This window comes from Enterobacter sp. JJBC, from assembly GCF_036936505.1.
GTDB classification, from domain to species: Bacteria; Pseudomonadota; Gammaproteobacteria; order Enterobacterales; family Enterobacteriaceae; genus Enterobacter; species Enterobacter hormaechei_C.
The window spans coordinates 851,517-876,419 of the sequence record NZ_CP136935.1; the positions used below are offsets into that span (position 1 = coordinate 851,517).

The 24,903-nt window shown below is 55.7% G+C and carries 21 protein-coding genes and 1 riboswitch; of the genes, 10 read left to right on the plus strand and 11 right to left on the minus strand.

What is annotated here, in order from left to right; genetic code table 11:
- Nucleotides 1-9: 9 nt before the first annotated feature.
- From araD to araB, 3 genes are all read right to left on the minus strand, one after another.
- A complete protein-coding gene (araD, locus tag RY075_RS04120) occupies nt 10-705 on the minus strand; it encodes an L-ribulose-5-phosphate 4-epimerase (protein ID WP_045330930.1) in 696 nt (231 codons plus the stop codon).
- A gap of 86 nt (nt 706-791) precedes the next feature.
- Nucleotides 792-2,294, minus strand: coding sequence for an L-arabinose isomerase (gene araA, locus RY075_RS04125; RefSeq protein ID WP_045330932.1), 1,503 nt, complete (start codon nt 2,292-2,294; stop codon nt 792-794).
- A 10-nt stretch (nt 2,295-2,304) separates the two neighbouring features.
- Nucleotides 2,305-4,014 (minus strand): ribulokinase, encoded by a 1,710-nt coding sequence (araB, locus tag RY075_RS04130; protein ID WP_023315377.1) that lies wholly within the window; start codon nt 4,012-4,014, stop codon nt 2,305-2,307.
- Between the two features lie 337 nt (nt 4,015-4,351).
- Here araB and araC point away from each other — a divergent pair, with 337 nt between their 5' ends.
- Together araC and RY075_RS04140 are read left to right on the plus strand one after the other, a co-directional pair.
- Nucleotides 4,352-5,197: an arabinose operon transcriptional regulator AraC gene (gene araC, locus RY075_RS04135; RefSeq protein WP_003856402.1), complete on the plus strand. Its 846-nt coding sequence runs from the start codon at nt 4,352-4,354 to the stop codon at nt 5,195-5,197.
- 118 nt (nt 5,198-5,315) lie between these two features.
- On the plus strand, nt 5,316-6,083 hold the full coding sequence (locus RY075_RS04140) for a DedA family protein (RefSeq protein ID WP_017383796.1): 768 nt from the start codon (nt 5,316-5,318) through the stop codon (nt 6,081-6,083).
- Between the two features lie 478 nt (nt 6,084-6,561).
- Here RY075_RS04140 and thiQ read toward each other — a convergent pair whose 3' ends face one another.
- The 4 genes from thiQ to sgrR all read right to left on the minus strand — a co-directional run bounded on the left by thiQ (nt 6,562) and on the right by sgrR (nt 11,640).
- Nucleotides 6,562-7,263 carry a thiamine ABC transporter ATP-binding protein ThiQ gene (gene thiQ / locus RY075_RS04145; RefSeq protein WP_109949052.1) on the minus strand — a complete coding sequence of 234 codons (702 nt, stop codon included), beginning with the start codon at nt 7,261-7,263 and terminating at the stop codon, nt 6,562-6,564.
- A complete protein-coding gene (gene thiP / locus RY075_RS04150) occupies nt 7,247-8,857 on the minus strand; it encodes a thiamine/thiamine pyrophosphate ABC transporter permease ThiP (RefSeq protein WP_003856395.1) in 1,611 nt (536 codons plus the stop codon). The genes thiQ and thiP overlap by 17 nt, the downstream gene beginning before the upstream one ends.
- The gene (thiB, locus tag RY075_RS04155; RefSeq protein WP_003856391.1) at nt 8,833-9,816 is read right to left on the minus strand and encodes a thiamine ABC transporter substrate binding subunit; all 984 of its coding nucleotides are present in this window, start codon (nt 9,814-9,816) and stop codon (nt 8,833-8,835) included. The genes thiP and thiB overlap by 25 nt, the downstream gene beginning before the upstream one ends.
- A gap of 31 nt (nt 9,817-9,847) precedes the next feature.
- Nucleotides 9,848-9,948: riboswitch (TPP riboswitch) on the minus strand.
- Between the two features lie 36 nt (nt 9,949-9,984).
- Nucleotides 9,985-11,640, minus strand: a complete 1,656-nt coding sequence (sgrR, locus tag RY075_RS04160; protein ID WP_023324147.1) for an HTH-type transcriptional regulator SgrR — start codon at nt 11,638-11,640, stop codon at nt 9,985-9,987.
- Nucleotides 11,641-11,728: 88 nt separating this feature from the next.
- On the opposite strand from sgrR, the gene sgrT reads away from it, so the two are divergent.
- The 3 genes from sgrT to RY075_RS04175 all read left to right on the plus strand — a co-directional run bounded on the left by sgrT (nt 11,729) and on the right by RY075_RS04175 (nt 13,550).
- Nucleotides 11,729-11,881, plus strand: a complete 153-nt coding sequence (gene sgrT, locus RY075_RS04165) for a glucose uptake inhibitor SgrT (protein WP_003856388.1) — start codon at nt 11,729-11,731, stop codon at nt 11,879-11,881.
- Nucleotides 11,882-12,002: 121 nt separating this feature from the next.
- Nucleotides 12,003-13,181, plus strand: a complete 1,179-nt coding sequence (locus RY075_RS04170) for a sugar efflux transporter (protein ID WP_109949053.1) — start codon at nt 12,003-12,005, stop codon at nt 13,179-13,181.
- A gap of 216 nt (nt 13,182-13,397) precedes the next feature.
- Nucleotides 13,398-13,550 carry a Hok/Gef family protein gene (locus RY075_RS04175; RefSeq protein ID WP_010427008.1) on the plus strand — a complete coding sequence of 51 codons (153 nt, stop codon included), beginning with the start codon at nt 13,398-13,400 and terminating at the stop codon, nt 13,548-13,550.
- A 91-nt stretch (nt 13,551-13,641) separates the two neighbouring features.
- Here RY075_RS04175 and leuD read toward each other — a convergent pair whose 3' ends face one another.
- From leuD to leuA, 4 genes are read right to left on the minus strand one after another with little or no spacing between them, the layout of a single operon-like run.
- Nucleotides 13,642-14,247 (minus strand): 3-isopropylmalate dehydratase small subunit, encoded by a 606-nt coding sequence (gene leuD, locus RY075_RS04180; protein WP_109949054.1) that lies wholly within the window; start codon nt 14,245-14,247, stop codon nt 13,642-13,644.
- Between the two features lie 10 nt (nt 14,248-14,257).
- Nucleotides 14,258-15,658 carry a 3-isopropylmalate dehydratase large subunit gene (gene leuC, locus RY075_RS04185; protein ID WP_109949055.1) on the minus strand — a complete coding sequence of 467 codons (1,401 nt, stop codon included), beginning with the start codon at nt 15,656-15,658 and terminating at the stop codon, nt 14,258-14,260.
- A gap of 2 nt (nt 15,659-15,660) precedes the next feature.
- Nucleotides 15,661-16,752 (minus strand): 3-isopropylmalate dehydrogenase, encoded by a 1,092-nt coding sequence (gene leuB, locus RY075_RS04190; protein ID WP_003856380.1) that lies wholly within the window; start codon nt 16,750-16,752, stop codon nt 15,661-15,663.
- On the minus strand, nt 16,752-18,323 hold the full coding sequence (leuA, locus tag RY075_RS04195; protein WP_023315385.1) for a 2-isopropylmalate synthase: 1,572 nt from the start codon (nt 18,321-18,323) through the stop codon (nt 16,752-16,754). The genes leuB and leuA overlap by 1 nt, the downstream gene beginning before the upstream one ends.
- 806 nt (nt 18,324-19,129) lie before the next feature.
- Between leuA and leuO the strand changes: the two genes are divergently transcribed.
- From leuO to mraZ, 5 genes are all read left to right on the plus strand, one after another.
- Nucleotides 19,130-20,074: a transcriptional regulator LeuO gene (gene leuO / locus RY075_RS04200; protein ID WP_022650390.1), complete on the plus strand. Its 945-nt coding sequence runs from the start codon at nt 19,130-19,132 to the stop codon at nt 20,072-20,074.
- 376 nt (nt 20,075-20,450) lie between these two features.
- Nucleotides 20,451-22,175, plus strand: coding sequence for an acetolactate synthase 3 large subunit (gene ilvI, locus RY075_RS04205; RefSeq protein ID WP_003856373.1), 1,725 nt, complete (start codon nt 20,451-20,453; stop codon nt 22,173-22,175).
- 1 nt (nt 22,176) lies between these two features.
- Nucleotides 22,177-22,668: an acetolactate synthase small subunit gene (gene ilvN, locus RY075_RS04210; protein WP_003856371.1), complete on the plus strand. Its 492-nt coding sequence runs from the start codon at nt 22,177-22,179 to the stop codon at nt 22,666-22,668.
- A gap of 179 nt (nt 22,669-22,847) precedes the next feature.
- On the plus strand, nt 22,848-23,852 hold the full coding sequence (gene cra, locus RY075_RS04215) for a catabolite repressor/activator (RefSeq protein ID WP_003856369.1): 1,005 nt from the start codon (nt 22,848-22,850) through the stop codon (nt 23,850-23,852).
- 591 nt (nt 23,853-24,443) lie between these two features.
- Entirely contained in the window at nt 24,444-24,902 is a 459-nt protein-coding gene (gene mraZ / locus RY075_RS04220) for a division/cell wall cluster transcriptional repressor MraZ (RefSeq protein WP_003856368.1), read from the plus strand.
- Nucleotide 24,903: the final 1 nt, after the last annotated feature.

The window sequence follows — 24,903 nt, forward strand, 5'->3', positions numbered from 1 at the left end:
GGCAAAGGTTTACTGCCCGTAGTAGGCTTTCGCACCGTGCTTACGCAGGTAATGCTTATCCAGCAGGGTTTGCTGCATGTCCGGCAGCTGCGGTGCCATCTGGCGGCAGAAGATCCCCATATAGGCGACTTCCTCCAGCACGATCGCGTTGTGCACCGCGTCCTCCGCGTTTTTACCCCAGGCAAACGGGCCGTGGGAGTGCACCAGCACGCCGGGCATTTGCGCCGCGTCGATTCCCTGTTTTTCGAAGGTTTCGACGATCACGTTCCCGGTTTCCCATTCGTACTCACCGTTGATCTCCGCATCGGTCATCAGACGCGTGCAGGGAATGGTGCCGTAAAAGTAGTCCGCGTGGGTGGTGCCGGTCGCCGGAATAGGCTGGCCCGCCTGCGCCCAGATGGTCGCGTGACGCGAATGGGTATGCACAATCCCACCGATGGTCGGGAAGGCCTGATACAGCAGGCGGTGAGTGGGCGTATCGGAGGAGGGCTTTTTATTGCCTTCAACCACTTCACCCGTTTCGATGCTGACCACCACCATGTCTTCTGCGGTCATTACCGTGTAATCCACGCCGGAAGGCTTGATCACGAACACCCCTTTTTCCCGGTCAACGGCGCTGACGTTGCCCCAGGTCAGGGTCACCAGGTTATGTTTTGGCAGCGCCAGGTTGGCTTCGAGTACCTGACGTTTGAGATCTTCTAACATTGTCGTCTCCTGCCGGATGGCGCTTCGCTTATCCGGCCTACAGAACCGTAGGCCCGGTAAACGAAGTGCCACCGGGCATTCAGGGCTTAGCGTTTTGAACCGTAATAGACTTCGTTCCAGCGCAGCGCGTCTTTAAAGGCTGGCAGACGGGTATCGTTATCAATCACGGTCAGTTCGATGTCGTGCAGCTCGGCAAACTGACGCATATCGTTCAGGTCAAGCGCGTGGCTGAATACGGTGTGGTGCGCGCCGCCGGCCAGGATCCAGGCTTCCGAGGCGGTTGGCAGGTCAGGCTGTGCTTTCCACAAAGCGTTGGCGACCGGCAGTTTCGGCAGAGAATGCGGAGTTTCCACCGCATCGACGCAGTTCACCAGCAGGCGGAAACGGTCGCCGAGGTCGATCAGGCTGGCGTTAATGGCCGGGCCGGTACGGGTGTTGAAGATCAGACGGGCCGGATCCGCTTTGCCGCCAATGCCGAGGTACTGCACGTCGAGGATCGGTTTCTCTTCAACCGCGATGGATGGACACACTTCCAGCATGTGCGAGCCGAGCACCAGATCGTTGCCGTTCTCGAAGTGGTAGGTGTAGTCTTCCATAAAAGAGGTGCCGCCCTGTAGACCGGTCGACATCACCTTCATGATGCGAAGCAGAGCGGCAGTTTTCCAGTCGCCTTCGCCCGCAAAGCCGTAGCCCTGCTGCATCAGACGTTGTACCGCCAGACCCGGGAGCTGTTTCAGGCCGTGGAGATCTTCAAAGGTGGTGGTAAAAGCGTGGAAGCCGCCCTGTTCCAGGAAGCGCTTCATGCCCAGCTCGATGCGCGCCGCGTCCATCACATTCTGGCGCTTGTCGCCGTTGACCTGTGCCGCAGGCGTCAGACGGTAGCTGCTTTCGTACTCGTCCACCAGCGCGTTAACGTCGCCATCGCTGATGTCATTCACCACCTGCACCAGGTCGCCCACCGCCCAGGTGTTGACGGAAAAGCCAAATTTAATCTGCGCGGCCACTTTATCACCGTCGGTGACCGCCACTTCGCGCATGTTGTCGCCGAAACGCACCACTTTCAGGTGACGGGTATCCTGCTTAGATACCGCCTGACGCATCCAGGAGCCAATGCGTTTTTGTGCCTGGCCATCCTGCCAGTGGCCGGTCACCACGGCATGCTGTTGACGCATGCGCGCGCCGATGAAGCCGAACTCGCGGCCGCCGTGCGCGGTCTGGTTCAGGTTCATGAAGTCCATGTCGATGCTGTCCCACGGCAGGGAGGCGTTGAACTGCGTGTGGAATTGCAACAGCGGTTTGTTGAGGATAGCCAGGCCGTTGATCCACATTTTGGCTGGTGAGAAGGTGTGCAGCCACACCACCAGGCCAGCGCATTTGTCATCGTAATTGGCATCGCGGCAGATGTTAGTGATTTCGTCCGGGGTAGTCCCCAGCGGCTTCAGCACCAGTTTGCACGGCAGTTTGGCTTCCGCGTTCAGCGCATTCACAACGTGCTCCGCGTGTTTCGTCACCTGCTGCAACGCTTCCGGTCCGTACAAATGCTGGCTGCCAATCACAAACCACACTTCATAATTATTAAAAATGGTCATTATCGTGTCCTTAATGTGTCAGGGTTGCCGTAGTGTCCGCGGTGCTTTTGGCCGGGGCGGCGACAGGGAGATAGTGAAGTTCGGCGCTTTTTGCCCATTGCTGGTAGCGCTGATAAAGCTGTTCGAAGCGTTGTGCCTGCTGAGTCTGCGGATGGAGCGTATTTTCGACGGCGCTCGCCATATGCTGTTGCGCGGTCGGGATATCCGCATGGACGCCTGCGGCCACGGCAGCGAAAATCGCGGCACCCAGCGCACAGCACTGATCGGAGGCCACAATTTGCAGCGGCCGGTTCAGCACGTCGCAGCAGGCCTGCATAATCACCGGATTTTTACGGGCGATCCCGCCCAGCGCCATCACGTTGTTCACGTCAATGCCCTGGTCGATGAAGCACTCCATGATGGCGCGCGCGCCGAACGCGGTGGCGGCGATCAGGCCGCCAAACAGCGCGGGCGCGTCGGTCGCGAGGTTGAGATCGGTAATCACTCCTTTCAGACGCTGGTTGGCAAACGGCGTACGACGGCCGTTGAACCAGTCCAGCACCACCGGCAGGTGGTCGAGAGACGGATTTTTTGCCCAGGCGTCGGTGAGCTGCGGCAGGAGCTGTTTTTTGCTCGCCGTAATCTGCGTTTTCAGTTCAGGATGCGCGGCAGCCAGCTGATCCAGCGGCCAGCCGAGCACGCGGCCAAACCAGGCATAGATATCACCGAAGGCGGACTGGCCCGCTTCAAGGCCGATAAAATCAGGCACCACGCTGCCGTCAACCTGGCCGCAGATGCCTTTCACCGCGCGGTCGCCGACGCTGGCTTTATCTGCCGTCAGAATGTCACAGGTGGAGGTGCCGATAACTTTCACCAGCGTGTTGGGCTGCGCACCCGCGCCCACGGCCCCCATATGGCAGTCGAACGCGCCGCCGGAAATGGTCACGTTTTGCGGCAGACCGAGGCGTTTCGCCCACTCTTCGCAGAGCGTGCCGACCGGAATATCGGCGGTGAAGGTGTCGGTGAACAGCGGGTATGTCAGGTTTTTGTTGATGATCGGGTCGAGTTCATCGAAGAACGCTGCCGGAGGCAGACCACCCCAGCTGTCATGCCACAGCGATTTATGCCCGGCGCTGCAACGGCCGCGGCGAATATCCTGCGGACGCGTGGTGCCGGAGAGCAGGGCGGGAACCCAGTCGCACAGCTCAATCCATGACGCCGCTGCCTGTGCGACCGACGCGTCCGCGCGGGTAACGTGCAGGATCTTGGCCCAGAACCACTCGCTGGAGTAAATCCCGCCGATGTAGCGGGAGTAGTCAGTTTTGCCCGGCTGATGGCATAAGCGGGTGATGGCTTCCGCCTCTTCCACGGCGGTATGGTCTTTCCACAGCACAAACATGGCGTTCGGGTTGTCGGCAAACTCCGGTCGCAGCGCCAGTACGCGGCCTTCGGCATCGACAGGGGCAGGCGTTGAGCCGGTGCTGTCGACGCCAATCCCCACGACATCGGCCCGCTGGGCGTCGGTCAACTCCGCCAGAACGGTTTTGATCGCCGCTTCCATCGACTCGATGTAGTCCCGCGGGTGGTGACGGAACTGGTTGTTTGGCGCATCGCAGTAGCGCCCCTCTTGCCAGCGCGGATACCACTCAACGCTGGTTGCTATCTCCTGGCCAGTCGTACAGTCCACTGCCAGCGCGCGAACTGAGTCGCTGCCAAAATCGAGGCCAATTGCAATTGCCATGGTGTTGCTCCATCCAAAAAACAGGTATGGAAGAACATTAGAGACTAGGGACAAAAATCGTCAGGCAGGATCCGCTAATCTTATGGACTAAATTGCTGTAGCCACGCAAAGTGTGACGCCGTGCAAATATTCTATGTGGACATTTCTGCCGCACTTATAGACACTTTTGTTACTGCTTATCCGCCCGTGCTGGCGGAGAAATCAGGGGGAAAGGCTGAAACATGGCGGACGTAAAAGAGGCGTGATGCTTTTTGGATCTTTTCGCGGGCCATTTTTATACTGCTTTTATCGATATGGACAATTGGTTTCCTTCAGGACCCTTGGGAGAACTGAATCTATGGCCGAACCGCAAAACGATCCCTTACTGCCGGGCTACTCATTTAACGCCCATCTGGTGGCGGGACTGACGCCAATTGAGGCCGAGGGATATCTCGATTTTTACGTCGATCGCCCTCTTGGCATGAAGGGATATATCCTGAACCTGACCGTACGCGGAGAAGGGGTCGTCAAAAATGGGGATCAACAGTTTATCTGCCGCCCCGGTGATATGCTGCTGTTCCCGCCGGGGGAGATCCATCACTACGGGCGCCACCCGGATGCCAAAGAGTGGTATCACCAGTGGGTCTATTTCCGTCCGCGCGCCTACTGGCAGGAGTGGCTCTCGTGGCCGGCCATTTTCGCCCATACCGGTTTATATCGCCCGGATGAGGCGCATCTGGCGCAGTTCCGTGAGCTGTTCGCACAGATTATTGAGGCAGGGCAGGCGGGCGGGCGCTACGCCGAACTGCTGGCCATCAACCTGCTTGAACAGGTGCTGCTGCGCCGCATGGAGGCCATCAACGAGTCGCTTAATCCGCCGCTGGACAACCGCGTCCGCGACGCCTGCCAGTACATCAGCGACCACCTTGCCGACAGCCAGTTTGATATTGCCAGCGTCGCCCAGCATGTGTGCCTGTCGCCGTCACGGCTGTCGCATCTGTTCCGCCAGCAGCTTGGCGTGAGCGTACTCAGCTGGCGCGAGGATCAGCGCATCAGCCAGGCGAAACTGCTGCTCAGCACCACCCGAATGCCTATCGCCACCGTCGGGCGTAACGTCGGCTTTGAAGATCAGCTCTATTTCTCTCGCGTGTTTAAGAAGTGCACCGGTGCCAGCCCGAGCGAATTCCGTGCGGGATGTGAATAATCGGTAAACATTCAGGTGAACTTCAGGCGCATCTTGTAAACTATTCAGACAATTGATGCCTTGACGCGGTGCAGGGCGCTAAGCAGAATCGCTGATTCGTTTTCTGACCGGAATAGTTATGCAGGCATTGCTGGAACATTTTATTACCCAGTCCGTTATGTATTCGCTCATCGCCGTGGCGCTGGTGGCGTTTCTGGAGTCGCTGGCGCTGGTCGGGCTGATCCTGCCCGGCACCGTGATGATGGCGGGGCTTGGGGCGCTTATCGGCAGCGGCGAGGTCAATTTCTGGCAGGCGTGGATGGCCGGTATTATCGGCTGTTTGCTGGGGGACTGGATCTCCTTCTGGCTGGGCTGGCGCTTTAAGAAGCCGCTGCACCGCTGGTCGTTCATGAAAAAAAACAAAGCGCTGCTGGATAAAACCGAGCATGCGCTGCACCAGCACAGCATGTTCACCATCCTCGTGGGGCGCTTCGTTGGCCCAACGCGTCCGCTGGTGCCGATGGTGGCCGGGATGCTGGATCTGCCCGTCGCGAAGTTTGTGGTGCCGAATATCATCGGCTGCGTCTTCTGGCCGCCGTTCTACTTCCTGCCGGGTATCCTGGCGGGCGCGGCGATTGATATTCCTGACGGTATGCAAAGCGGTGAGTTTAAATGGCTGCTGCTGGGCACGGCGGTGCTGCTGTGGCTGGCGGTCTGGCTCTGCTGGCGCCTGTGGCGCAGCGCGAAAGCCAGTGTTGATCGTCTGACGCGCTATCTTCCGCGCACTCGCCTGCTCTGGCTGGCCCCGCTGACGCTCGGCGTGGCAGTGGTCGCGCTGGTCGCGCTGATTCGTCACCCGCTGATGCCGGTGTACGGCGAGATCCTGTTAAAGGTGGTGAGCCGTTAAGGTGTTTTCCCTCTCCCTGTGGGCTGAGGGTTCCCCACAAAATAATGCCTGCACAGACGGCCCCCTCTCCCTTGAGGGAGAGGGCTGGGGTGAGGGGGAACATACGGCTCTGGTGGTCATTCCGTTCACTATATGTTCCTTGCTACTCTGTCACGACATGGCCGGTGAACGTGCCAGGGTGGCTCAGTCGCCACCACCCTTGGCGACCCGAGCTCCCGGCGGAAAATCGCCGCTTCGCGGTACCTTCGGCTTATTCCTTCAGGCTATCGGGTCGGGCATGAGCCTGCATCCATGCAGGCCACGCCCTCTCGGCGCATCCCTGCGCCTCGCCCCGGCCTACAGGAAACGCCTCAGCGATTTACAGCCGGACCAGGGCATCGCTGAAAGCCCTCAGTTATTCTGAAGGCAACGTTATCGCTTTTGCTTTCAAATTACTGGTGATCCCTCTCCCCTGTGGGAGAGGGCAAGGGTGAGGGCATCAGACCTCACGAATACCTAAAAGTGAAGATGCCCCCGCCTTACCACTCAGAAGTTCTTCTGTTTCCCCATCCCACAAAATACGTCCCTCCGCGATCACCACCGATCGCGGCGCGATGCGTGCGGCATCTTCGATGCTATGCGAAACCATCAGCATCGTCAGTTGTTCGCGCTCGCAAACCTCCTCAACCAGCGAGAGCATTTCCTGACGCAGAGCGGGGTCGAGCGCCGAAAAGGGTTCATCGAGCAGCAGCAGCGGCTGCTTGCGCACCAGGCAGCGCGCCAGCGCCACGCGCTGGCGCTGGCCGCCGGAAAGCTCACCCGGTAGTCTGTTGATAAACGCAGCCAGGCCCATTTGTTCGGCGATTGCCTCCAGCGTCTGACGCTGCGCAGCACTGAGCTTTAACCCCGGATCCATACCCAGCGCGATGTTCTGCCACACCGTAAGATGATTGAACAGATTGTTTTCCTGGAACAGCATCGACACCGGGCGTTTAGCTGGCGGAGCGTAGGTATACTCGCCATTATCAATGACGATCGACCCGCTGGCAGGCTGTAAAAAACCGGCAATCAGATTGAGCAGGGTACTTTTTCCGGCCCCGCTGGGGCCAAGCACTGCTATTCGCTCTCCCTGACGAACGGAGAGGGTAAAACGCATTGGCAGGTGCTCATAAAGCCAGGTTACATCAGTCAGTTTTAACATCACGCCCCGGAAGTTTTTCGATAACGGTAAATAACGCAAAGCACAGCAGTAACAGGAGCAGCGCCGTGACGGCGCCGTCCTGGCTACGATAGGAGCCAATTTGCTGATAAAGCCAGAACGGCAGCGTGCGGAAATCCTCGTTGCCGAAGAGGGCCACCACGCCAAAATCGCCAATCGACAGCACGCAGGCAAACGCCAGCGCCTGGGCCAGCGGACGCTTTAGCGCGCGCAGTTCGACCACCTTCAGACGCTGCCAGCCCTGCATGCCCAGCGACTGACACAGCAAACTGTAGCGGCTATTGACGTCGCGCATCGGGTTTTCCAGCACCTTGAGCGCGTAAGGGATGGCCATCAGTGCGTTGGTAAAAATGACGATGCCGTCGGCGCTTTCCGGCAGGCCGATGGTGCTGTTGAACAGTAAAAAGAATCCGGTCGCCAGCACAATGCCCGGCATCGCCAGGATCAGCATACCCGTCAGTTCCAGCGCGTGTCCGGCTTTACGGGCATGACGCGCGTGCAGTTCGCGGCTGCTCCAGAGCAGCATCATGGTCAGGATCACGCACAGTAGCCCGGCAGCCAGCGCGATGCGCAATGAGGTCCACGTTGCTTGCCACAGGACAGGCTGTTGCAGTACCGACAACACATTGCGATTCAGGCCATCAACAATAACGGCCAGCAGCGGGGGCAGCAGAAGCAGGAGTGCCAATGCGATTAGCATAAAATCCGCGACGCGGCTGTGCAGGCTGTCCTGCGGATCGCGCCAGCCTGTCAGGTTATTGCTACCTGTGGGGATCGCTTTACTTAGCCGCTGGCTGAGTAACACCAGCGCCAGGCAGCAGACCATCTGCACGATCGCCAGCAGCGCGGCGCGGCCCGGATCGTAGTCGTAACTTAAGGCCTGATAGATCGCCAGCTCAATGGTGGTGGCCTGCGGCCCGCCGCCGAGAGAAAGTACGGTCGCGAAGCTGGCGAAGCAGAGCATAAAGATTAGCGCGGCAACCGGAGCAATCTGGCGTCGCAGCCACGGCCATTCGACAAAGCGGAAGAACGACCAGCCGCGCATGCCAAGCTGGGCGGCAATCTGACGCTGCTCACCGGGAATGTTTTCCAGCGCCTGTAAAAAGAGGCGCGTCGCCATCGGCATATTGAAAAAAATATGCGCCAGCAGAATGCCTTTCAGGCCGTAAGGGGAGAAGGTCCATTCCAGACCAAGCAGGTTGAAGAGGGATGCCAGCCAGCCCTGCCGACCGTAGACGCTCAGAATGCCGAACACCGCCACCAGCACGGGCAGGATCAGCGTCATCGCGCACAGCCGCAGCAGGGCAAGCCTGCCGGGGAAACGTCTGCGATAGAGGGCGCGTGCAAGGAAAATGGCCGGGATCGCCGACAGCAGCGCGGAGAGAAACGCCTGCCAGAAGGAGAAGCGGATGACGTGCCAGAGATAGCTGTCGTGCCAGAGGGCGAGCAGATCGCTCTCTGGCGCGTTAAACCACAGCGCAAGGAATGCACCCAGGCTGACGACGACCATCAGTACGGCGGCGAGCAGCCCGGGAACTAACCAGCCGGGGATCAGCGGCTGACGGCGCGTTGCCATTCACTAATCCATGCGGCGCGCTGGGCGGCAACCTGCTGCGGCGTAAATTCCAGTGAGGTTTGCGGCTTGTTTAGCTGCTCAAAGCCTGCCGGCAGCGCAACGTCAGTGACCGGGTACATCCAGTTGCCGGTCGGAATAGCGTTCTGAAATGCCGGGGAGATCATAAATTTCAGGAATTTTTCGGCAAGCTCCGGCTGTTTGCTCGCGGCGGTGCGGGCGGCCACTTCCACCTGCAAATAATGCCCTTCAGCAAAGTTCGCGGCGGCGTAGTTGTCTTTCTTCTCGGCGATAATGTGGTAGGCCGGAGAGGTAGTGTAGCTCAGCACCAGGTCGCTTTCGCCTTTCAGGAACAGGCCATAGGCTTCGCTCCAGCCTTTGGTGACGGTAACGGTTTTCGCGGCCAGCTTCTGCCACGCTTCCGGCGTTTTATCCCCGTAAACTTTTTGCATCCACAGCAGCAGCCCCAGACCCGGCGTGCTGGTACGCGGATCTTCGTAAATCACGCGCCATTTCTGGTCACTTTCGACCAGCTCTTTCAGGCTTTTGGGCGGATTCTTCAGCTTGTTTTTATCGTAGACAAACGCAAAGTAACCGTAATCAAAGGGAACGAAGGTGTCGTTTTTCCAGCCGCCCGGTACGTTAACGGCATCTGCCGCCACGCCGCTTTTGGCGAACAGTCTGGTTTGGGTGGCGGCTTCCAGCAGGTTGTTATCCAGCCCGAGCACCACGTCGGCTTTGCTGTTTTTGCCTTCCATGCGCAGCCGGTTAAGCAGCGAGACGCCATCTTCCAGCGCCACGAATTTCAGCTCGCAGTTGCAGTCCGCTTCAAAGGCTTTTTTTACCACCGGGCCAGGGCCCCAGTCGGCGGAGAAGGAGTCGTAGGTGTAGACCGTCAGAACAGGCTTAGCAAAAACAGGCAGCGCAAACAGCGCCAGCAGAGGAAGAACGTTTTTTAACACTTTGCACCTCAGGGTTGAGTGGCAAAGGATTTTGAGAGACAGCCTCAAATCCCTTCGCCGGCGTTATCCGGATCAGGTTCGACGGGTATTATCTCAGCGCACATCAGTGATGCAGCACCCCGTTGAGAACGGCGCTATTGTAATGATTTGGTGAATATTACGAAAGCGTTATGGCTCCGGCGGCGCAAACCAGGCGGATTTAAAATCAAACCAGCCCAGGGTGTTCATCCGCAGGCCGCGCATGCTGCGCTGGCCCTGGATCAGCAGCCAGTGGTGAATCAACGGTACGATCGTCTGCCCGGCCAGTAATTCCTGACACCAGGCGGCCAGATCCATTTCTCCTGCCCGCCACCGTGCGGCGTCCTGCTGCCAGTCCCGGTTGATACAGTGCTGAATCAGGGGCACTTCGTACAGGTGAGAAAAGAGCGAGAAATCAAGCGGCAGCGTAAAGTTTGCGCTGTTGAGCCAGATATCGCTGATGACGTCTCCGCGATGCCATTCATCATAATCGACTTCCTGTATCGCCAGCGTCACGCCTTCGGCTGCCAGCAGCGTGCTCATGATCCTTGCGATAAACCTGTGCTCAATGTGATCGCGATAGTAGCTGAGGGTGATGGTCTCCAGTCCAGCAGGTTTTTCACTGCGCACTGGCTGCGCATGGTGCCAGCGCGGAAGCAGGCCATAGGCCGGGAACCACCAGGTCTGGTATTGCTCCTCTGCGTGATAAATCAGGTTAGCAGGGGCAAGAATATGGCTGATCCACCTGCGTACGTCGTGGTTTGCCCCGCGATGGCTGCGGCTATCAAAGAGCAGGTAGTAGCATCCCTCCTCCAGGCGGCTTTCGAACGCCTTTTCACCGGCTGTTGGCCCTTCCAGGGTCAGGCCTGCGCTCAGCTCTTCGTTGAGATCCGGTAACACCCAGACGTTCACTTCGTCGATCAACGCCCTGTAGCCAAAGTAATCATCAAAGGCGCGGATCTTCAGCTGATTACTGTTGTTTCGTGTAACGGAGTAGGGGCCCGTACCAATCGGCTGGCTGGAAAAATTGTTCAGGGAGCGCCACTCGGCAGGCAGGATCATTGAGGGGACGTAGCCCAGAAGCCACGGAAGCCATTTGTCCGGCTGCGATAGCTCAATATCCAGCGTCCAGGCCGTTGGGGAGTGGATCCGCGCGATATGCGAATAGAGCGGCAGCGTGCGGGCTCGCTCTAAGGAATCGATAACGTCGCGCATCTCCAGCTCGCGTCCATGGTGGAAATGAATGCCGGGGCGTAAGAAAAAGCGCCAGTGGCGCGGGGAAAGCTGTTGCCAGTGGTGCGCGATATCCGCCTCCAGTTCCCCGTTTTCCTCATTTATCCGCGTCAGGCCGCTGAATATCTGCCTGGCCATGTGGGTTTCAGAGCGACGTAACGCCGTACCGGGCAACAGATTTTTCATTGGGCGGTAGTAAAGCACCCGCAGAATGTGGCGTCCCTGACGAAAGCTGCGTCCCAGATGCGAGACCAGCATCTGGCGCACGGCGGCTTTGTCGCCCACCAGCTGGACCAGCTGATCGATGCGGTCCTGCTCCAGCAGATCCTCTGCCCGCTGTTGCTGTAGCGCCAGGCCGGTATAAAGGAAAGTCAGGCGCGAGCGCTTGCCGCGTCCGGCTTCAGCCTCCCAGTTTAGCCAGCCCTGCTGCTGCATGGTGTTGAGGAGGGTACGCATATGACGCCGGGAGCAGTTGAGGAGTTCAGCCAGCTCGTTCAGCGTGGTCTCCTGCGATTGCCCCTCGCAGCACTGCCAGAGGCGGATAAATTGTTGTTGCAGACGACCAGAAGGCATAAAAGGGGAACTCCTGACAAAAAATCAGCAATTTATTAATCCCTATATTAAGCCAATAATCCTTATCGATGAAGCGAGGAGGTAAATTATGAAGAGGTCTACCGCACGTCAGTTTTATCAGCACTATTTTTCAGCGACAAAGGGAGTGTCCTGGCTGGCCCGCCAGTGCGCAGAGCAGCGGCTGAGAATACTGGAAGATCTGATGCAGTGGGACGTTACGAAACCGACCTCTTCTCGCTAACTCGCCTCGATCATGTGTGACTGAGTATTGGTGCTAATCACCCGCCAGCAAAATGTTTTTTGCTGGCTTTTTTCGTTTACTATTTCACCCAATTTCGATTCGCTTTCATAAGGACTTGCGCATGCTCTGGTTGATGACGATGGGGCGACGCCTGAATGGCGTGTACGCCGCTTTTATGCTGGTGGCCTTCATGATGGGCGTAGCCGGCGCGCTACAGGCGCCGACGCTGAGCCTGTTTCTCAGCCGCGAGGTGGGGGCGCAGCCGTTTTGGGTGGGCCTGTTCTACACCGTCAACGCCATTGCCGGGATCCTCGTCAGCCTGTGGCTGGCGAAACGATCCGACAGCCAGGGCGATCGCCGCAAGCTGATCCTCTTTTGTTGCGCAATGGCCGTGGGCAACGCGCTGCTGTTTGCCTTCAACCGCCATTACCTGACGCTCATTACCTGCGGCGTGCTGCTGGCCTCTCTGGCGAACACCGCCATGCCGCAGCTCTTCGCCCTGGCACGGGAGTACGCCGACAACTCGGCGAGGGAAGTGGTGATGTTCAGCTCGGTGATGCGTGCGCAGCTCTCGCTGGCGTGGGTCATTGGTCCCCCGCTGGCGTTCATGCTGGCGCTGAACTACGGCTTCACCACCATGTTTTCCATCGCGGCGGGGATTTTTGTCATCAGCCTGGCGCTGATAGCCTTTGCGCTGCCATCGGTGGCGCGCGTAGAGCAGGTGACGGACAAGCCCATCACGCAGGTGAGCGGCTGGCAGGATAAAAACGTCCGCATGTTGTTTATCGCCTCCACGCTGATGTGGACCTGCAACACCATGTACATTATCGATATGCCGCTGTGGATCAGCAGCGATCTGGGACTGCCCGACAAGCTCGCGGGGATCCTGATGGGCACCGCTGCCGGGCTGGAGATCCCGGCGATGATTCTGGCGGGTTACTACGTCAAACGTTTCGGAAAGCGTCGGATGATGGTCGTCGCCGTGGCGGCTGGGGTGGTGTTCTACGCGGGGCTGATCCTGTTCCATTCGCGTGAAGCTTTGCTGACGTTACAGCTGTTTAACGCGGTATTTATCGGCATCGTTGCCGGGATAGGCATGCTCTGGTTCCAGGATTTAATGCCGGGGCGCGCAGGCTCCGCGACTACGCTGTTTACCAACAGTATCTCTACCGGCGTGATTCTGGCAGGGGTAATTCAGGGGGCGCTGTCGCAAAGCTATGGGCATGCATCCGTGTACTGGGTAATCGCAGCGATTTCGATTGTCACGCTGATGCTGACGTGCCGGGTTAAAGACGTTTGATTCTGGAAGGCGGCTTCACGAAATGAAACGACTTTCTGACAGGCGCAGAGAAGGCGCATAGAGTGCGTGACGGGTGCTTGAGGCTGTTTGCCTCAGGCTTTCGCAAGAGGCAAACAGTGGAGAGTCCCACATCAAAAAACTGATGGGGAGATTAACTTCACAACCCACATTGCGAGGTTAGTCTCTTCATTGCCGAAAAGCAATAAGGAGGCTGGAATGCCAAAACGTACTCTGCTGTTAGGTTTGTTTCTGATCTGTACGACGCTGTTGATCTTCACCTGGATGGTGCGCGACTCGCTGTGTGAGCTGCACTTCAGACAGGAGAAAACAGAGCTGGCGGCAGTGTTGGCTTACGAAGCGAAACGTTAGCGGTATTGGCGGGGGGGTTTCCCCGCCTCTCCAGAGTGGTTGAGCCTCAACGCACCCTTATCAATGGCCCGCGCCCTGCGGGCCATTGCCTTTAGCCCATAAACGCAGGCTGTTTTTTCTCGTAGGCGGAGATAGCCTCTTCGTGTTGCAGCGTCAGGCCAATGCTGTCCAGACCGTTCAGCATGCAGTGGCGACGGAACGCATCAATGCTGAAGCTGTAGGTTTTATCCCCGGCTTTCACCACTTCCCCTTCCAGATCCACTTCAAACGACATGCCCGGATTTGCCTTAACCAGCGCGAACAATTCATCGACCTGTTCGTCGCTCAGCGTCACCGGCAGCAGCTGGTTGTTAAAGCTGTTGCCGTAGAAGATATCCGCGAAGCTTGGGGCGATAACCACCTTAAAGCCGTAGTCGGTCAATGCCCATGGCGCATGTTCACGCGACGATCCGCAGCCAAAGTTTTCCCGCGCCAGCAAAATGGAGGCGCCTTTGTATTCCGGAAAGTTCAGGACGAATTCCGGGTTTGGCACTTCGCCTTTATCGTCGAGGAAGCGCCAGTCGTTGAACAGATGCGCACCAAAACCCGTGCGCGTCACTTTCTGCAAAAACTGCTTAGGAATGATCGCGTCAGTATCGACGTTAGCGGCATCCAGCGGGACAACACGGCCCGTATGTTGGGTAAATTTCTCTGCCATGATTGTCTCCTTATTTCAGGCTGCGAATATCGGCGAAATGACCGGTGACTGCCGCAGCGGCGGCCATTGCCGGGCTGACCAGGTGGGTGCGGCCACCGCGGCCCTGACGGCCTTCAAAGTTACGGTTGCTGGTGGAGGCACATCGCTCGCCCGGATTCAGGCGGTCGTTGTTCATCGCCAGACACATGGAGCAGCCGGGCAGGCGCCATTCGAAGCCTGCTTCGATAAAGATCTTATCCAGACCCTCCGCTTCCGCCTGGGCTTTCACCGGACCGGAGCCCGGCACAACCAGCGCCTGCACGCCCGGCGCCACTTTGCGGCCTTTAGCAATTTCTGCCGCAGCGCGTAAATCTTCAATACGGGAGTTGGTACAGGAGCCGATGAACACTTTATCAATGCTCACGTCGGTCAGCGGTACGCCGGGTTTCAGCCCCATATAGGCCAGCGCCTTTTCTGCACTGGCGCGCTCGACCGGATCGGCGAAGGAAGCCGGGTCAGGAATGCTGTCGTTGACAGAAATCACCTGGCCCGGGTTGGTGCCCCAGGTGACCTGCGGGGCGATCTCTTCCGCCTGTAACGTCACAACGGTATCAAAAATTGCCCCCTCGTCCGTTTTCAGGGTTTTCCAGTACGCTACCGCGTCGTCAAAATTCTGACCTTTCGGCGCATGCAGACGCCCCTTCACATAGTTGAAGGTGGTTTCGTCTGGGGCCACCAGGCCTGCTTTGGCGCCCATCTCAATGGCCATGTTGCACAGGGTCATACGACCTTCCAAGCTAAGCGCCTGGATAGCGTCGCCGCAGAACTCAACGACGTGACCGGTGCCGCCTGCGCTGCCGGTTTTGCCGATAATCGCCAGCACGATATCTTTCGCGGTGATACCCGGCGCGGCTTTACCCTTCACTTCAATCTTCATGGTTTTGGCGCGGCCCTGCTTCAGGGTCTGTGTCGCCAGAACGTGTTCAACTTCAGAGGTCCCAATCCCGAACGCCAGGGCGCCAAACGCGCCGTGCGTCGCGGTATGGGAGTCGCCGCAGACGATGGTCATGCCCGGCAGGGTAATCCCCTGCTCAGGCCCCATTACGTGGACGATGCCCTGATAGGGGTGGTTCAGATCGTACAGCTCCACGCCAAACTCGTTACAGTTCTTAATCAGCTCCTGCATCTGGATACGCGCCATCTCGCCAGATGCATTGATGTCTTTGGTCTGGGTGGAAACGTTGTGATCCATCGTGGCAAAGGTTTTACCCGGCTGACGCACCGGACGCTTGTGCGCGCGCAGGCCGTCAAATGCCTGAGGAGAGGTCACTTCGTGTACCAGATGACGGTCGATGTACAACAGTGGGGTTTCGTTTGGTGCTTCGTAGACAACGTGCGCATCAAACAACTTCTCATATAACGTCTTAGCCATGATTACACCCCTTCAGCGACATAGCGGGCGATGATGTCGCCCATTTCATCGGTACTGACTGCCGCCGTGCCGCGTGCTAAATCACCGGTACGGACACCTTCTTCTAACGCCCGGTTAATGGCGTTTTCAATTGCGGTTGCTGCATCGCCTGCATCCAGGCTATAGCGCAGCAGCAGAGCCAGGGAGAGGATCTGCGCAATCGGGTTGGCGATATTTTTGCCTGCGATATCCGGCGCGGAGCCGCCCGCCGGTTCGTACAGGCCAAAGCCTTCTTCGTTCAGGCTGGCCGAGGGCAGCATACCCATGGAGCCGGTGATCATGGCGCATTCATCCGAGAGAATATCGCCGAACAGGTTGGAGCACAGCAGCACGTCAAACTGAGACGGATCTTTGATCAGTTGCATCGTTGCGTTGTCGATATACATATGCGACAGCGCAACGTCCGGGTACTGCTTAGCGACTTCACTGACGATTTCGCGCCACAAAATAGACGACTGGAGCACGTTTGCTTTATCAATAGAGGTCACTTTACGGCGGCGTTTGCGCGCTGACTCAAACGCGATATGGGCGATACGTTCGATTTCAAAACGGTGATAGACCTCGGTATCAAACGCTTTCTCATGCTGACCGCTGCCTTCGCGACCTTTTGGCTGACCGAAGTAGATGCCGCCGGTCAACTCACGCACGCACAGGATGTCGAAACCGTTGGCCGCGATATCCGCGCGCAGCGGGCAAAACTCTTCCAGCCCCGGGTACAGTTTCGCCGGACGCAGGTTGCTGAACAGTTTGAAGTGCTTACGCAACGGCAGCAGCGCACCGCGCTCTGGCTGCTCTGCTGGCGGCAGGTGTTCCCATTTTGGGCCGCCCACGGAGCCAAAAAGAACGGCATCGGCATTTTCGCAGCCTTCTACAGTCCCTTTCGGCAGGGGAGTACCGTGATTATCAATCGCAATACCGCCCACGTCGTAGTGGCTGGTGGTAATTTTCATCGCAAAACGCGAACGTACGGCTTCCAGTACTTTCAGCGCCTGTGCCATCACTTCCGGGCCAATACCGTCACCCGGCAACACAGCAATATGGTAATTCTTCGACATCACACGGTTTCCTTGTTGTTCTCTTTATTCTGAGCTTTGCGTTGCAACTCTTTTTCGACTTCGGCGGCGCGCCAGATGTTGTTCAGGACATGCACCATCGCTTTCGCGGAGGATTCGACGATATCTGTCGCCAGACCCACACCGTGGAAGCGGCGACCGTTGTAGTTGACGACGATATCAACCTGGCCCAGGGCGTCTTTACCGTGCCCTTTTGCCGTCAGGTCGTATTTCACCAGCTCTACGTCGTACTCAGTGACGCGGTTAATCGCCTGGTAAATGGCATCCACAGGGCCGTTACCGTTGGCGGCTTCCGCTTTAATTTCATCGCCGCAGGCCAGCTTGACGGAGGCGGTAGCGATATCGCTTGAGCCTGACTGAACGGTGAAGTAGTCCAGACGGAAGTGTTCTGGCTCTTCCTGCTGTTTATTGATGAATGCCAGTGCTTCCAGGTCGTAATCGAAGACCTGGCCTTTCTTGTCAGCCAGCTTCAGGAATGCGTCGTACAGCTGATCCATGTTGTAATCGCTGTCCTTATAACCCATCTCTTCCATACGGTGTTTTACCGCCGCGCGGCCAGAGCGCGAGGTCAGGTTCAACTGAACCTGGTTCAGACCGATGGATTCCGGAGTCATGATTTCGTAGTTTTCACGGTTCTTCAGCACGCCATCCTGGTGAATACCGGAGGAGTGGGCGAACGCGCCAGCCCCAACAATCGCCTTGTTCGCCGGGATCGGCATGTTGCAAATCTGGCTCACGGTCTGGCTGGTGCGCCAGATTTCGTTGTGATTGATGCGAGTGTGCACGTTCATAATGTCTTTGCGCACCTTGATCGCCATGATCACTTCTTCCAGCGAGCAGTTGCCGGCACGTTCACCAATGCCGTTCATTGCCCCTTCTACCTGACGCGCGCCGGCGTGAACGGCGGCGATGGCATTGCCCACAGCCAGGCCCAAATCGTCATGGGTATGCACGGAGATGATGGCTTTATCAATATTTGGCACGCGATCGTACAGGCCGGTGATGATGTTGGAGAACTCAAACGGCATGGTGTAGCCGACGGTATCCGGGATGTTGATAGTTCTGGCTCCGGCATTAATCGCGGCTTCCACTACCCGGGCCAAATCGTCAATCGGCGTGCGGCCTGCATCTTCACAGGAGAATTCGACGTCATCAGTGTAGTTACGCGCGCGTTTGACCATATACACCGCACGTTCAATCACTTCATCCAGCGTACTGCGCAGCTTGGTCGCAATGTGCATGGGGGAGGTGGCAATGAATGTATGGATACGGAAGGCTTCTGCAACTTTCAGGGATTCCGCGGCCACATCAATATCTTTCTCTACGCAGCGAGCCAGACCGCACACGCGGCTGTTTTTGATGGTGCGGGCGATGGTCTGCACTGACTCGAAATCACCTGGCGAGGAGACGGGAAAGCCGACTTCCATTACGTCTACACCCATGCGTTCGAGGGCCAGAGCAATTTGCAGTTTTTCTTTAACACTCAGGCTCGCCTGTAATGCCTGTTCACCGTCACGTAAAGTAGTATCGAAAATAACGACTTGCTGGCTCATGGGTTAGGTCCTTGTCAGTCTTAGGGCGCCTTGCTACGAGCATAAAAAAACCCGCGCAGTGGCGCGGGTTTTTAGTTTTACTGAAGACGATTCAACGCTGAATTTCGCCCGCCAGTCTACCGCGCACAGTGGATGCGTTTAGTAGTAGTAGACCGGTGAAACGAAGGGTGCGAATCATGAATCGTGCTCCAGGTGAATGCGATATGCTTTTAGTGGTACTGGATACGCCAACTCATGTCAACCCCTCTCAGGCAAAACGGCCACTTAGCACAGGATAAACACATTAGCTAATTGTGCTGGTTTTTGCATGCCTAACCGATTTTATTGTCTATTAATGGACTGGCGATTCATCTCTGGAATAATTTGAATATAATTGGTAGCAATTAAACATACTATTTTTACCAATGTGCTGTGAAATGGAATCTGTTTCATATCATTGATTTATAAATTACATGAATGATTTGCGGGTGAGTAAGTTATCAAAATTGATATCATTTTGTTAATGAAAATGCGATGTATGCCATTAATAGTTTAATAACACTTAAGTCATTATTAATGAGTGCGTTGATTGTGCATTTGTCTGATTTATGGTTTCATGCCCACATTAAAGTTTGAGATATCTTTTGAACGATTTTTAGCTCTTCATTTATGGGATGCGTAAAGTCGCTCGTTGAATGGGATTTCTTTATATATTCCGAATTTTAAATAATTTCCTTTCGCTTGTTGTATATGCATGGTAAATCATATTTTTCGAAGTTATTACTGTACCTTGGCAAAGGGAATTTAGCGTGACGGTGGAGTCAGAAATGCCAGAAAATAATATTAACCAACCACAGACTTATGATGGGGTTAAGCCTCAGTTGCGCACAGTGGATCTCAATCTGTTAACTGTATTTGATGCAGTTATGCAGGAGCAGAATATTACGCGAGCAGCGCAATCTCTGGGAATGTCTCAACCTGCCGTGAGTAATGCCGTAGCCAGACTTAAGGTGATGTTTAACGACGAGTTATTCGTCCGCTATGGAAGAGGTATCCAGCCCACGGCGCGTGCATTCCAGCTATTCGGTTCGATTCGTCAGGCGCTACAGCTGGTACAAAATGAGCTTCCCGGCTCGGGTTTTGAACCCTTAAGCAGTGAACGGGTTTTCCATCTCTGTGTTTGCAGTCCGTTAGACAATTATTTGACGTCTGTTATATATAATAAAGTTGAACAGATTGCTCCTAATATTCATCTCGTTTTTAAATCATCATTAAATCAAAATACTGAGCACCAGCTTCGTTATCAGGAAACGGAGTTCGTTCTGGGCTATGAAGAGTTTCGCCGTCCAGAGTTTGCCTGTGTTCCATTGTTTAAAGATGAAATGGTGTTAGTCGCCAGCAAAAAACATCCCCGTATGAATTCTCCGCTGCGTGAAAGCGATGTTTACAGCGAGCAGCATGCCGTGGTTGCTCTGGACAGATATGCCTCATTTAGTCTGCCGTGGTATGACACTGCCGATAAACAAGCCAGCGTGGCCTATCAGGGAATGGCGATGGTCAGCGTATTGAATGTCGTTTCTCAGACGCAGCTAGTCGCTATTGCACCGCGCTGGCTTGCTGAAGAGTTCTCCGATTCGCTGAGCCTGCAAATTTTACCTCTGCCGCTCAAGCTGAATAGCCGTACCTGTTATCTTTCCTGGCATGAAGCGGCGGGGCGGGATAAAGGGCATCAATGGATGGAAGAGCTGCTGATCAATATTTGTCGTCGATAAGACAGGGTGAATAAACCGCATGGTGCCATGCGGTTTATTCTGTGGTTTTTTATGCAAGCAATATTTTGTTCTGTGCGCATTTTTTCAGACATTCAGGGAGGCTTAAAAATAGATGATTTCCTGATCCATCCTCTTTTTAAGAGATGAATTATTAGCGTCTCCCCTCATAGCAGATGAATTCACCATATTCGTGTCTGACAGCTGTTTTTTCTGCTTTTATTGCCCATTCCCGCATTCCGTTTGCTAATTGCCTGGCTCATAACGAGCGGTTAAGGTATCCATCACTCTGCACATTATAAGATGGGTTTACCCTGTCAGAAGACGGCGCGGAAATGAATTCTGTTGACCGTCTATAACAAAAGCCTGGAGGCAAAGCATGGAGATGTTGTCTGGCGCGGAAATGGTCGTCCGATCGCTTATCGATCAGGGCGTGAAGCAAGTGTTCGGCTATCCTGGAGGTGCGGTTCTTGATATTTATGACGCGCTGCACACGGTAGGCGGTATTGATCATGTTCTGGTTCGTCATGAACAGGCTGCTGTGCATATGGCTGACGGCCTGGCCCGCGCCACGGGCGAGGTGGGTGTTGTGCTCGTCACTTCCGGACCGGGGGCGACCAATGCCATTACCGGCATTGCGACTGCGTATATGGACTCCATTCCCCTGGTCATTCTCTCCGGACAGGTGGCGACGTCACTGATTGGCTATGATGCGTTTCAGGAATGCGACATGGTGGGGATCTCACGCCCCGTGGTGAAGCACAGCTTTCTGGTTAAACAAACGGAAGACATCCCGGGCGTACTGAAAAAAGCCTTCTGGCTGGCCGCCAGCGGTCGTCCTGGGCCAGTGGTTGTCGATCTGCCAAAAGATATTCTCAATCCCGCGAATAAACTGCCTTACCTGTGGCCTGAGTCGGTGAGCATGCGTTCATATAATCCGACGACGCAGGGGCACAAAGGCCAGATTAAGCGTGCGCTGCAAACGCTGCTGGCTGCGAAAAAGCCCGTAGTCTATGTGGGGGGCGGCGCCGTCAATGCAGCCTGTGAAACGCAACTACGCGAACTGATTGAGAAGCTGAATCTTCCTGTCGCGTCATCGCTGATGGGGCTGGGGGCATTCCCGGCTACCCACCGTCAGGCGCTGGGCATGCTGGGTATGCACGGCACCTATGAAGCCAATATGACGATGCACCATTCTGATGTGATTTTTGCCGTCGGCGTGCGTTTTGACGATCGCACCACCAATAATCTGGCGAAATACTGTCCGCATGCGACGGTGCTGCACATTGATATCGATCCGACTTCAATCTCTAAAACGGTGCCGGCGGATGTGCCGATCGTGGGGGACGCACGACAGGTGCTGGATCAAATGTTGGATCTGCTGGCGCAGGAGACCGCGTCTCAACCGCTGGACGAGATCCGCGACTGGTGGCAGCAAATCGAACAATGGCGTGGCCGTCAGTGCCTTAAATACGACACGCAGAGTGAGAACATCAAGCCGCAGGCGGTGATCGAGACGATCTGGCGTCTGACCAATGGCGATGCGTATGTCACTTCTGACGTGGGCCAGCATCAGATGTTCGCTGCGCTGTACTACCCGTTTGATAAACCGCGTCGCTGGATCAACTCTGGCGGGCTCGGCACGATGGGCTTTGGTCTGCCCGCCGCGCTGGGGGTGAAGCTGGCGTTGCCGAACGAAACGGTTATCTGCGTGACGGGTGATGGCAGCATACAGATGAATATTCAGGAGCTTTCTACTGCGCTGCAATATGAGTTGCCAGTGCTGGTGCTGAACCTGAATAACGGTTACCTCGGTATGGTGAAGCAGTGGCAGGATATGATTTATTCTGGCCGGCACTCTCAGTCTTATATGAAGTCACTTCCGGACTTTGTCCGTCTGGCTGAAGCCTATGGTCATATTGGCATGCGCGTAACCGATCCGTCAGAGCTGGAAGCGAAGCTCGGCGAAGCGCTTGAGCACGTTAAAAACAATCGCCTCGTCTTCATGGACGTCATCGTCGACGGCACAGAGCACGTTTATCCGATGCATATCCGTGGCGGCGGTATGGATGAAATGTGGTTAAGCAAAACGGAGAGAACCTGATATGCGCCGGATATTATCTGTATTACTGGAAAATGAGTCGGGCGCACTGTCACGCGTCATTGGGCTTTTTGCGCAGCGCGGCTATAACATTGAAAGCCTGACCGTTGCGCCGACCGATGATCCAACGCTCTCCCGCATGACGATCCAGACTGTCGGCGATGCGAAAGTGCTTGAGCAGATCGAAAAACAGTTGCACAAACTGGTGGACGTGTTGCGCGTCAGCGAGCTGGGGCAGGGGGCTTACGTCGAACGTGAAGTGATGCTGGTGAAAATTCAGGCCAGCGGTTACGGTCGTGAAGAGGTCAAGCGCAACACGGATATCTTCCGTGGGCAGATCATCGACGTCACGCCTTCTATATATACTGTGCAGCTTGCCGGAACGAGCGATAAGCTGGATGCGTTCCTGGCCTCCGTCAGGGATGTAGCAAAAATTGTTGAAGTTGCGCGCTCTGGCGTTGTTGGCCTCTCGCGCGGCGATAAAATCATGCGTTAGTTGCGCAAAAGGTTCGCCTCTTTCAGCCCGGTAGCCAAAGCCGGGCTTTTTTTTGCGTAATCCACCGACAACGCGGACAAAAGCGGTTGCCGTGAAAGCTATTCTGCGTTTAGATGTTAAAATATTTAACCATAACCTTGACAGGGCCATGGACTTTTTTCTTTTTTTGAGGGGCAATTGTGAAACTGGATGAAATCGCCCGGCTCGCCGGCGTGTCGAGAACCACGGCCAGCTATGTGATTAACGGTAAAGCAAAGCAGTATCGTGTCAGCGATAAGACCGTTGAGAAAGTGATGGCAGTCGTTCGTGAGCATAATTACCATCCGAATGCTGTCGCCGCAGGTTTACGTGCCGGGCGCACCCGCTCGATTGGCCTGGTGATCCCGGACCTGGAAAATACCAGCTATACCCGCATCGCCAACTATCTGGAACGTCAGGCTCGTCAGCGGGGCTATCAGCTGTTGATTGCCTGCTCCGAGGATCAGCCTGACAACGAGATGCGCTGCATTGAGCATCTGCTGCAACGTCAGGTTGACGCCATCATCGTGTCGACCTCTTTACCACCAGAGCATCCTTTCTATCAGCGCTGGGCAAACGATCCGTTCCCGATTGTGGCGCTGGATCGTGCGCTGGATCGTGAACATTTCACCAGTGTCGTAGGTGCCGATCAGGACGATGCAGAAATGCTGGCTGCCGAGCTGCGTACCTTCCCGGCTGAAACGGTGCTGTATCTTGGCGCTTTGCCTGAACTTTCCGTAAGCTTCCTGCGTGAACAAGGGTTCCGTACGGCATGGAAAGACGATCCGCGTGACGTTCATTATCTGTATGCCAACAGCTATGAGCGTGAAGCGGCTGCCCAGCTGTTCGAGAAATGGCTGGAAACGCACCCGATGCCGCAGGCGTTGTTTACCACCTCGTTTGCCCTGTTGCAGGGGGTGATGGATGTGACGTTACGTCGCGATGGCAAACTGCCATCCGATCTGGCGATTGCGACCTTCGGCGATAACGAACTGCTCGACTTCCTGCAATGTCCGGTGCTGGCCGTGGCCCAGCGTCACCGCGACGTCGCCGAGCGCGTGCTTGAGATTGTTCTGGCAAGCCTGGATGAACCCCGCAAACCGAAACCCGGGCTTACGCGTATCAAACGTAATCTCTATCGGCGCGGAATTTTGAGCCGCCATTAATATTTCCACAGGGGCGGTAAAACTGCCCCTTTTGAAGCGCATTTATTGCGGGAAATAATTCCCGGATAAAAATTAGGATTTATCTCTAAGATTCATAGCCTGCTATTATTCTGAATCCATTTTGACGTTAAAAAGTGCAATTATAATTTCTAACGGGCATTTCTTTGTATTGTTTTGTTACAAACAGGTGCCAGCCGATGAATATTCAGCCATTTTTTACTCCCCCCTTCAGACCTCAACGCACACGAACGAATCCATCTGGCTTTGAGGTTAATCTGGCGCTGTTATCCCCCGGCGATATGCCTTAAAATGCTGCCCGCGTCGCAAACTGACACTTTATATTTCCCTGCGATGATATTGAGTGAGTCTTTACGCTCGTGTGCATATTCTGTTTTTTTCTTACAAATATTCATAACGTTAATTTTGCCTCGCCAGTTGTGTAGTAATTAGCCAGGTCACGCTTGCTCTGTAAATACGGTGCTTTCGCGCCGGTATAGAGAGAGTCCTGGCTTGACAAGCTTTTCCCTCGCTCCGTAAACTCCTTCAGGTGGGAATTTGTGGGTTAAAGTGGTGAGGAGGGGTGAGACTGGCATGTTCCGTGGAGCAACGTTAGTCAATCTCGACAGCAAAGGGCGTTTATCGGTACCAACCCGATACCGCGACCAGCTGATTGAGAACGCTTCGGGTCAACTGGTTTGCACCATTGACATCAACTCCCCATGCCTGCTGCTTTACCCTTTGCCTGAATGGGAAATCATTGAGCAAAAGCTGTCGCGACTGTCGAGCATGAACCCGCAGGAACGCCGCGTACAGCGGCTGTTATTGGGACATGCCAGTGAATGTCAGATGGATAGCGCCGGGCGATTATTGATTGCGCCTGTGTTGCGGCAACATGCCGGTCTGACTAAAGAAGTGATGCTGGTCGGACAGTTCAACAAGTTTGAACTGTGGGACGAAACGACCTGGTATCAACAGGTCAAGGAAGATATCGACGCTGAGCAGTCTGATTCCGAAACATTATCGGAACGGCTGCGGGACTTGTCTCTATAAA

Bases quoted from the DNA above. Each gene is read 5' to 3' on its own strand.
- araD (WP_045330930.1), bottom strand. From the start codon at position 705: ATGTTAGAAGATCTCAAACGTCAGGTACTCGAAGCCAACCTGGCGCTG.
- araA (WP_045330932.1), bottom strand. From the start codon at position 2,294: ATGACCATTTTTAATAATTATGAAGTGTGGTTTGTGATTGGCAGCCAG.
- araB (WP_023315377.1), bottom strand. From the start codon at position 4,014: ATGGCAATTGCAATTGGCCTCGATTTTGGCAGCGACTCAGTTCGCGCG.
- araC (WP_003856402.1), top strand. From the start codon at position 4,352: ATGGCCGAACCGCAAAACGATCCCTTACTGCCGGGCTACTCATTTAAC.
- RY075_RS04140 (WP_017383796.1), top strand. From the start codon at position 5,316: ATGCAGGCATTGCTGGAACATTTTATTACCCAGTCCGTTATGTATTCG.
- thiQ (WP_109949052.1), bottom strand. From the start codon at position 7,263: ATGTTAAAACTGACTGATGTAACCTGGCTTTATGAGCACCTGCCAATG.
- thiP (WP_003856395.1), bottom strand. From the start codon at position 8,857: ATGGCAACGCGCCGTCAGCCGCTGATCCCCGGCTGGTTAGTTCCCGGG.
- sgrR (WP_023324147.1), bottom strand. From the start codon at position 11,640: ATGCCTTCTGGTCGTCTGCAACAACAATTTATCCGCCTCTGGCAGTGC.
- sgrT (WP_003856388.1), top strand. From the start codon at position 11,729: ATGAAGAGGTCTACCGCACGTCAGTTTTATCAGCACTATTTTTCAGCG.
- RY075_RS04170 (WP_109949053.1), top strand. From the start codon at position 12,003: ATGCTCTGGTTGATGACGATGGGGCGACGCCTGAATGGCGTGTACGCC.
- RY075_RS04175 (WP_010427008.1), top strand. From the start codon at position 13,398: ATGCCAAAACGTACTCTGCTGTTAGGTTTGTTTCTGATCTGTACGACG.
- leuD (WP_109949054.1), bottom strand. From the start codon at position 14,247: ATGGCAGAGAAATTTACCCAACATACGGGCCGTGTTGTCCCGCTGGAT.
- leuC (WP_109949055.1), bottom strand. From the start codon at position 15,658: ATGGCTAAGACGTTATATGAGAAGTTGTTTGATGCGCACGTTGTCTAC.
- leuB (WP_003856380.1), bottom strand. From the start codon at position 16,752: ATGTCGAAGAATTACCATATTGCTGTGTTGCCGGGTGACGGTATTGGC.
- leuA (WP_023315385.1), bottom strand. From the start codon at position 18,323: ATGAGCCAGCAAGTCGTTATTTTCGATACTACTTTACGTGACGGTGAA.
- leuO (WP_022650390.1), top strand. From the start codon at position 19,130: ATGCCAGAAAATAATATTAACCAACCACAGACTTATGATGGGGTTAAG.
- ilvI (WP_003856373.1), top strand. From the start codon at position 20,451: ATGGAGATGTTGTCTGGCGCGGAAATGGTCGTCCGATCGCTTATCGAT.
- ilvN (WP_003856371.1), top strand. From the start codon at position 22,177: ATGCGCCGGATATTATCTGTATTACTGGAAAATGAGTCGGGCGCACTG.
- mraZ (WP_003856368.1), top strand. From the start codon at position 24,444: ATGTTCCGTGGAGCAACGTTAGTCAATCTCGACAGCAAAGGGCGTTTA.